Annotated in this window: 6 protein-coding genes; all 6 read left to right on the plus strand. The window is 46.2% G+C overall.

Translation table 11 applies throughout. The features are described 5' to 3' along the window. The first annotated feature begins 238 nt into the window (after window positions 1-238). Complete coding sequence (locus QT992_RS32220; RefSeq protein WP_333321069.1) at window positions 239-1,072, plus strand: hypothetical protein; 834 nt, start codon at window positions 239-241, stop codon at window positions 1,070-1,072. A 998-nt stretch (window positions 1,073-2,070) separates the two neighbouring features. After that, window positions 2,071-3,135, plus strand: a complete 1,065-nt coding sequence (locus tag QT992_RS32225; RefSeq protein ID WP_333343032.1) for a hypothetical protein — start codon at window positions 2,071-2,073, stop codon at window positions 3,133-3,135. A gap of 357 nt (window positions 3,136-3,492) precedes the next feature. Continuing rightward, entirely contained in the window at window positions 3,493-4,329 is an 837-nt protein-coding gene (locus QT992_RS32230; protein ID WP_445251172.1) for an ABC transporter permease, read from the plus strand. A gap of 389 nt (window positions 4,330-4,718) precedes the next feature. After that, window positions 4,719-5,618 (plus strand): ABC transporter ATP-binding protein, encoded by a 900-nt coding sequence (locus tag QT992_RS32235; RefSeq protein ID WP_333378635.1) that lies wholly within the window; start codon window positions 4,719-4,721, stop codon window positions 5,616-5,618. A 551-nt stretch (window positions 5,619-6,169) separates the two neighbouring features. Then, window positions 6,170-6,415: a sulfotransferase gene (locus tag QT992_RS32240; RefSeq protein WP_333342435.1), complete on the plus strand. Its 246-nt coding sequence runs from the start codon at window positions 6,170-6,172 to the stop codon at window positions 6,413-6,415. Between the two features lie 116 nt (window positions 6,416-6,531). Further along, on the plus strand, window positions 6,532-7,402 hold an 871-nt coding region (locus QT992_RS32245), incomplete at its 3' end, for a DUF4347 domain-containing protein (protein WP_333378638.1).

A 7,402-nucleotide genomic window follows, 5' to 3' on the forward strand; every position in this document is an offset into this window, starting at 1 on the left:
CGTCCAAAAAGGACGGGCGGGACGCCCATCCCACAATAACAATTAAAATTGTAAGTTATTTAATTCGCGCTCCTAAGCCTTTTTCTACCTGTACTTTCTGTCTGGGCGAGATGTTGCAGCCAGGGGTGGCCCTGTAGAAGTAGTTGTTAAAAAGATCGATCGGCTTTTAGAGTGACGACACTTGGCAATTTATGGGCAATACTGGAGAAAATAAAATTATACATTTGAGGAAACGCTGATGAGATTATTGCGAACAATCGCCGCTCTATCGGCGGCCTTGACCCCATTGATGGCTGAAGCTGCCTTTAGCCGTCCCATGCCGGGAACAGCCGATTTTCCCAGAGCCTCAAACCCCCAAGTAAATGTGCCGGTTTGCTTCATCGAAACTCCAGGCGGCACAACTTTTGATTTAGTCAGCTTGTGCGGCAGCAACGCTGCTCCCCAAAACACTGCTCCGGGCAATGCTCCTGCAAATAACCCCAATGCAGCCACTCCTCCGCCTCCTCCCCCGAACCCCAACGCCATCACCAGAGATGCTGCCGGCACCCCGATAACTACTCCTGCAGGCACGGCAAATCCCAACAGTCCCAACAATGCCAATCCGGGAACTTCGCCGAATACCAATCCCAACAATCCTAATAATGCCAATCCGGGAACTTCGCCGAATACCAATCCCAACAATCCCAACAATGCCAATCCGGGAACTTCGCCGAATACCAATCCCAACAATCTCACTCCGGGGACTTCGCCCGCAGGTACTCCCAATGCCAATCCGGGAGGTTCACCGATTACCAATCCCAATAATCTCAATCCGGGAACAGCGCCGAATACCAATCCCAATAATCTCAATCCGGGAACAGCGCCGAATACCAATCCCAATAATCTCAATCCGGGAACAGCGCCGAATACCAATCCCAATAACAGTGCGTCTCCCACGGGTGGAACTGCTGGCGACAGCAACAGCGATTTAGTTCCCAATCGCAATCTCAATCTTCCGAGAGTGCCGCCGAGTTCCTTTAGCCCCGGAGGCCTTGCACCGACTAGAGATGCGATTGATGGCCCCCGCCAGTAATCGGCGAAGTGTCAGAACTTTCATCACAGAAACCGGGTTTCTCGGAAACCGTCTCTTTTTCAGGGATATTTCACCCGCGAGAAAGCCGGAATATTTATTTGCCTGCTTAATATTGCTCTCAGGTGCGATCGGCATATTTTGTAGCAGAATAGCGAAATAAAAGTTAAGCTAAGAACTTGTAGACGCTATTAGCTAAGCACTCTTTCAAAACTGGCCAACCAGGTAGAAGCAGTGATAGATAGCCAGCTTCAATCCGTAACAGGATTAGTTATCAGAAAATAGGGTTTAAAACCCCGTCCTTCTAGGACGGCTTTAATTTCTTAAATCCATTCCTAAAAATCCGGAAATTTCTTGTATTTGTGCTATACTAGAACAGTCAAGGTTAAACTCCTTTGCCATCGTGAAACGGAGACACACTTTTAGGCATAAATTGTTGGACGCAGAGCAGCGAAAACTCTTAAAACAGCTAGAGGATCGACGCATTCTCTTTACCAGAAAACAAATAATTTAGTTCATTTGTTAAGTAGGGTAGGGCATACCCGAACTCGCTTGTTCGTATCCTAGTACGCTTTTGGAGATAGACCCTAGGCGGGTTGCTGTGAATTAGGCTCGTCAATTGGTGTAATTGCACGGTTGAAAAGTTTAAAGATTGCCGAAAGGACATAGCGCTTAAAGGTCAGTCGATGAATTAAGAATCCCTACGCCTTTAGGCTAGGGAGTGTCAACAGCACAGGTTAAAATTATTACCAGGCGGGTGCTCGCCAGCTCCAAGTTCTAAAGCTAAACCATTCAACAGGCATATTTTTGTTAAGCCAGTGTGGTTTGGAAAGTACCGGCTGATAACATTAGCGAGACAAAATTAACCCGATTATTCGGAGGCTCTTCATGAGCAAAATATTTGTTTTAAATTTAAACAAAATTGCTCTAGACCCGATCCTCTGCGTTGGCGTAGCCCCCGTAGGGGCGGGCTTCGCTAACGCACTTGAGGAGGAAATCTAGTGTCAAACTTAGTTCAACGCTTAGAAATAACCGCTCATCCGCAACTAGAAAAATCCCTCGGCTATCGAGGAGATAGTCGCTGGGTAGCTTGGCGCTGGGAACCCGACATCGACCAACTGATATCCAGCGACGGCAAAACAGTCGGCACTGGCAATAATATGGCTTGGCTGGTGTTTTTGCAGCACGATTTAGTCGATCCTGCCCTACAAGAGTACAACCTCGGCGAGGGCGATCGCTACTGGCTGCTTTTAGACACCGCAACTAGAAATCTCTACGTCGGCGAAGGGAAAACTGTTCAAAGTCTGCTCGAACAGCCGGAAAGTTTAGGTTTATTGGCCTGTCTCGATGGTGGCAATGCCGATCGACAAACTGGTGAAACTTGGCAGCACAGCCTATCTCAACTAACAGCCAAACCAGTTGTTCGCCACCTCACAAATGCCCTTCCTTTTGGTATCGCGGCCGCTTTGATAGGTGCTTTAGGCATCGGCACCGGATTGTGGGTAGTGCCGGCAGTGCAGCAGAAACTAGCCGAAAAAACAGCTTTTGTTTCCCCAATTAGTTCGGGCGCCAACTGCGGGCTTGGCGGTTCCGACGATTTTTCAGCTTATATCGGTTCGTCAAGCGGAAATAAAGAACTTCATTTAATAGGCGTTTACGAAGCTAATGCGGATCACAAGAACCGAGATTTATCAAAAAGTGCGTTAGCGAAGCCCTCGGAGAGGATCGAAGTCAAAGTAGAACGCCGAAACAAGCCCATAATTCTCGCACTTTCAGCTTATGAACCCGTGCAATGGAACATTACCGCAGAACCGGGAGCCGTTATCGAAAAAATCATTGTTAACGGATACCACAACCAAACTGTTTCAGGAGTTTCGGGAATTCCAATTGAAGAGCACAGCTACGAAGAAACCGGAGACAATCTCGGCGACTTTATCTACAAGTGGGGTGCTACCGCTGAAAGTTCCAATACTTCTTCCCTCGTGACTAAATTGGAACAGAAAAACGGCACCAGTTTAACTTCTTTTCAAGGATGCTACAGAGGTAAGAACTTTAGTATTAATTGAGAGCAGCAAGAAACCGCGACAAGTTATACAATTTTCGATTTTCGATTTTCGATTTTCGATTTTCGATTTTCGATTTTCGCTTAAAGAATTGGGAATAACTGATTCGATATGGGTTGAGAAGTTGTTACTGTTCCATTCTTTTTTTTAACTGTTGTTAAAACCTATCCCCCTAAAATCCAAACCCGCGTCGGCGGGTTTTTTCTTGAGAGTTAAATTATTGGCATCTCTATGGTATGATATGCGGGGGAGCATGTCAGTTTTGCAAGAAGCATTTTTTATTGTAGTGCGAGCGTCCCCGCTCGCGTGGTTATACAAGCACGCGAGCGGGGACGCTCGCACTATAAATGCAAAACTGAGATGCTCCCATATGCGGTGGCATCATTACCAATTCCCCATTCTCACAATACTAATATATTTCCTATGAAATACTGGTACGAAACGCTCGCAGTAGCACAGCGAATATTAATTGAATTGGGGAGGCGGCGACGCAGCTTAGTCTTGTGGAGTATATTTCCAGTTTCTATCTTGCTAATTAACGGTTTAATTTTAAAAGAACGCGCTAATCTCAGCACAGCAAAAGCCTTTGAAACTGCTGCACCTGCAAGCTTAGTAGGAGCGGCTTTATTTTTTAGCTGTCTCGGTGGTAGCGTAGCAACAGTAGTAGCTGAGCGAGAACAGCATACCCTCAAACGCTTGTTTATTTCCCCGCTGAGCGGCACTTCCTACTTTTTAGGAATTTTCCTGGCTCACAGTTGCATCGGCATCGGTCAGGTAATTTTAGTATACACGATCGCCTCTTGTTTAGGAGCACAATTTCAAGGCTCTATTCTGTTAGGATGTGCGATTATTCTGCTCAGTATTGTATCTTATGTAGGTGTAGGCTTTATTCTCGGCACCCAGTTTGCGAGGCGCACTGAAGATGTCAACTCGCTAGTAGCCGCTTTCGGCGTTCCTTTGTTGATTTTAGGAGGCGCATTCTTACCGACTTCGCTGTTTCCCAAAAGTCTGCTGGATCTCGCCCAGTACAATCCAATTTATCACATGAACGAAGCGCTGATGGGCGTGTGGGCTGACGGCAAAGACTTGGCTGATATTTCGTCGCACTTCGGTTTTTTGTGTATTTTTGCAGTTTTAATGATAGTAGCCGGATGGCTGTCTTATCGGCGGATGTTGCGAGTAGAAAGAAGGCTTTAAAACTATCTAATTATGTCGCAATACGGTTCAGTTAACACTGTTAATTCCCCGGATATCCCCCTAAATCCCCCTTAAGAAGGGGAGTAGGGGTTGACTTTGAGCAACTTCTTGTCCCCCCCTTCGTAGGGGCGGTGCGACCCCTACTCCCCGTGCCCGCCCTCTTGGCTAGGGGGGATCGGTCTTATCTGATAAGAAGGGGGACTTTGAGCAACTTCTTGTCCCCCCCTTCTTAAGGGGGGCTAGGGGGGATCAGTCTTATCTGAACCGTATTGCATTATGTCGTAATTATTCATCTCTCTCTTATCCTCCTCTGCGCCCTCTGCGCTCTCTGCGGTTAAATAATTCCGAAAAAATCGTAAATATATAAAATAATACGGAGAATTAAAGCAGTGCTGCAAATAGAAAAGCTAAATAAGTCCTATGGCGAGCGTTCAGTGCTTAAAGATTTAACACTGCACATTCAAGCTGGAGAAATTTACGGTTTGCTCGGTCCAAACGGGGCGGGCAAAACTACAACTATCAATATTTTATGTAATTTGCTAAATGCCGACAGCGGCAAAGTTTCCATCAATGGCGAGCCTGTTTCCGAATCTACAAAATCCTTAATCGGTGTAGCGCCCCAAGAAAACTTGCTTTACAAAAGCCTTAGCTGCGAAGAAAACCTCAACTTTTTTGCTCAAATTTACGGCTTAGAGCGGAAACAGCGGCGCTATCAAGTAAGACACTGTTTGAAAGCAGTAAATTTGACAGATAGAGCTACAAGCCCCGTGGAAACTTTGAGCGGAGGAATGCAGCGCCGTTTGAATATTGCGGTGGCTCTGGTACACCAGCCTAAATTAGTAATTTTAGATGAACCGACAACGGGTTTAGATATTGAGGCTCGCTATGAAATTTGGGATTTAATTCAGCGATTGCAATCCGAAGGAATTACAATTTTGCTGACAACTCATTTGTTGGATGAAGCTGAGCGGCTGTGTCAGAGAATCGGGATTTTAAAAAATGGCAGTATTGTAGCTGAGGGCAGTTTAGAAGAGTTGCAAAAACTGATTCCGGCTGAAGAGATTATCGTGGTAAAAACCGACGAAGAAGCTGAAGTCATCGCCCGCGCTAAACAATACAGTTTCATCCCGCGCCGCTACGGTAGCGATTTGGCTTTTTGGCTGCCCGAACGTTTAGAATTAAAAGAGATTATTTTGCTGTTCGACGGGATTTCTATAGATTCAATTGCTCGGTATCCGGTGCGGTTAGAACATATTTATGTAGAAGTAACTAAACAAACTGTATCCTAATCTGCGTCCATCTGCGTATATCCGCCCGGTGCGCTTCAAAAACCAAAGAAACCGGGTTTTTTACGGAATCTGCAGGCTGTAACGCAGTATTTTCGCAAAAACCCGGTTTCTGACCACCCGTGCGTCCAAGACTAAACTAAATTCATCTGCGTCCATTCGCGTATATCCGCCACCATCTGCGGTCAAAAATTCCAGAGTAATTAACAAGGGCGATGTCTAGATTCTAAAGATATCGTCAACCTTAATGCTGTCTGGCAAAATAGCCAATAAAATTCCGCTAAAAAAAATAAACTCTCATACCCACAGCCTCTGAGGGAGGTCTAAATTATGTCCTCATGGCAAAGATCCGACTTTTCCGACTTTATGATCTGACTTTTCCGACTTTACAGAGGCAGGGGCCCGAAGCAATGATAGAGATAGGGAAAGCCAACCCACGATGTCTAGATTGTAAAGATATCGTAAATCTAGATGTTGTGTTGCGAAATGTTAAATAAAAATATATTATAAAAGATATGTCTGTGGTATGATACATTTAAGTTGCATCTCATGTTATGGAAACCCATTCCCCCACGAGGCCAGTGAAAGCCCACTTCATATCAGGACTACCCCGCTCAGGCTCTACTTTACTGGCTGCACTACTACGACAAAATCCCCGGTTTCACAGCGCGATGACTTCCCCAGTCGGGGGTTTAGCTGAGCGAATGTTGTCAGCCATGAGCAAAGACAATCAGTTTTCCACGTTTATTTCCCGTGAAAAATTGGAACGGGCTAACAATTTTACAGCCCGATCGATTTGAGCAATAAGACTAATAAATTCTTCAGTCCTATGCAAGAGGACTTGAGCTTTGAGGCGGGGGTTTCAAGCCTGGCCAGACTTGGATGTAAACGATAGATATAAAGGATTTCAGCAATTATGAACGTACCAAACATGAACAAGCAAATTATTTTCGTAGACTCTTCTGTACAGAATTATCAAAGCCTGATCCAAGGTATCGATGCCGCTCGAATTTTCATTTTAAATGAAAATTCGAGCGGCATCGCACAAATTACAAACGCCTTAGCCAATCAAAAAGATATTGAAGCGATACATATCCTTTCACACGGGGCTCCGGGTATCCTCTATCTCGGTAATACCCAACTGAGTCTCGATACTCTGAACCTATACGCCCACCAATTACAACAGTGGGGACTAACAGCAAGCCAGATTCTCCTCTATGGGTGCTCCGTTGCGGCGGGAGACGCGGGGGCTGAATTTATCGAAAAATTACACCAACTCACCGGTGCAGCTATCAGCGCGAACCCCAACCCCACCGGGAATGCGGCAAAAGGTGGCACCTGGGAACTCTCTCACCAAATTCCCCCCTCCCCAGAAGCACCACACCTCCCTTTCACAGCAAAGGTTCTGGCTTCCTACGCCCACACCCTTGGTATTACCACCCGCCTCTCCCTTGACTCCGCTGCTGCTGAGGGAAATAACTCCTCCCTTAATCCCAGAATCTCAGCCGATGGGCGTTATGTGGTGTTTGAGTCTTTTGCCTCCAACCTGGTGACAGGGGACACTAACAGCTGTCGTGACATTTTCCTGCGAGATACACTGACGAACATCACCACCCGCCTCTCCCTTGACTCCGCTGCTGCTCAGGGAAATAGCGACTCCACTAATCCCAGTATCTCACCCGATGGGCGTTATGTGGTGTTTCGGTCTTTTGCCTCCAACCTGGTGACAGGGGACACTAACAACAGGGCTGACATTTTCCTGCGAGATACACAGACGAACATCACCA

Source organism: Microcoleus sp. T3_D1 (genome assembly GCF_036700405.1).
Lineage (GTDB): Bacteria > Cyanobacteriota > Cyanobacteriia > Cyanobacteriales > Microcoleaceae > Microcoleus.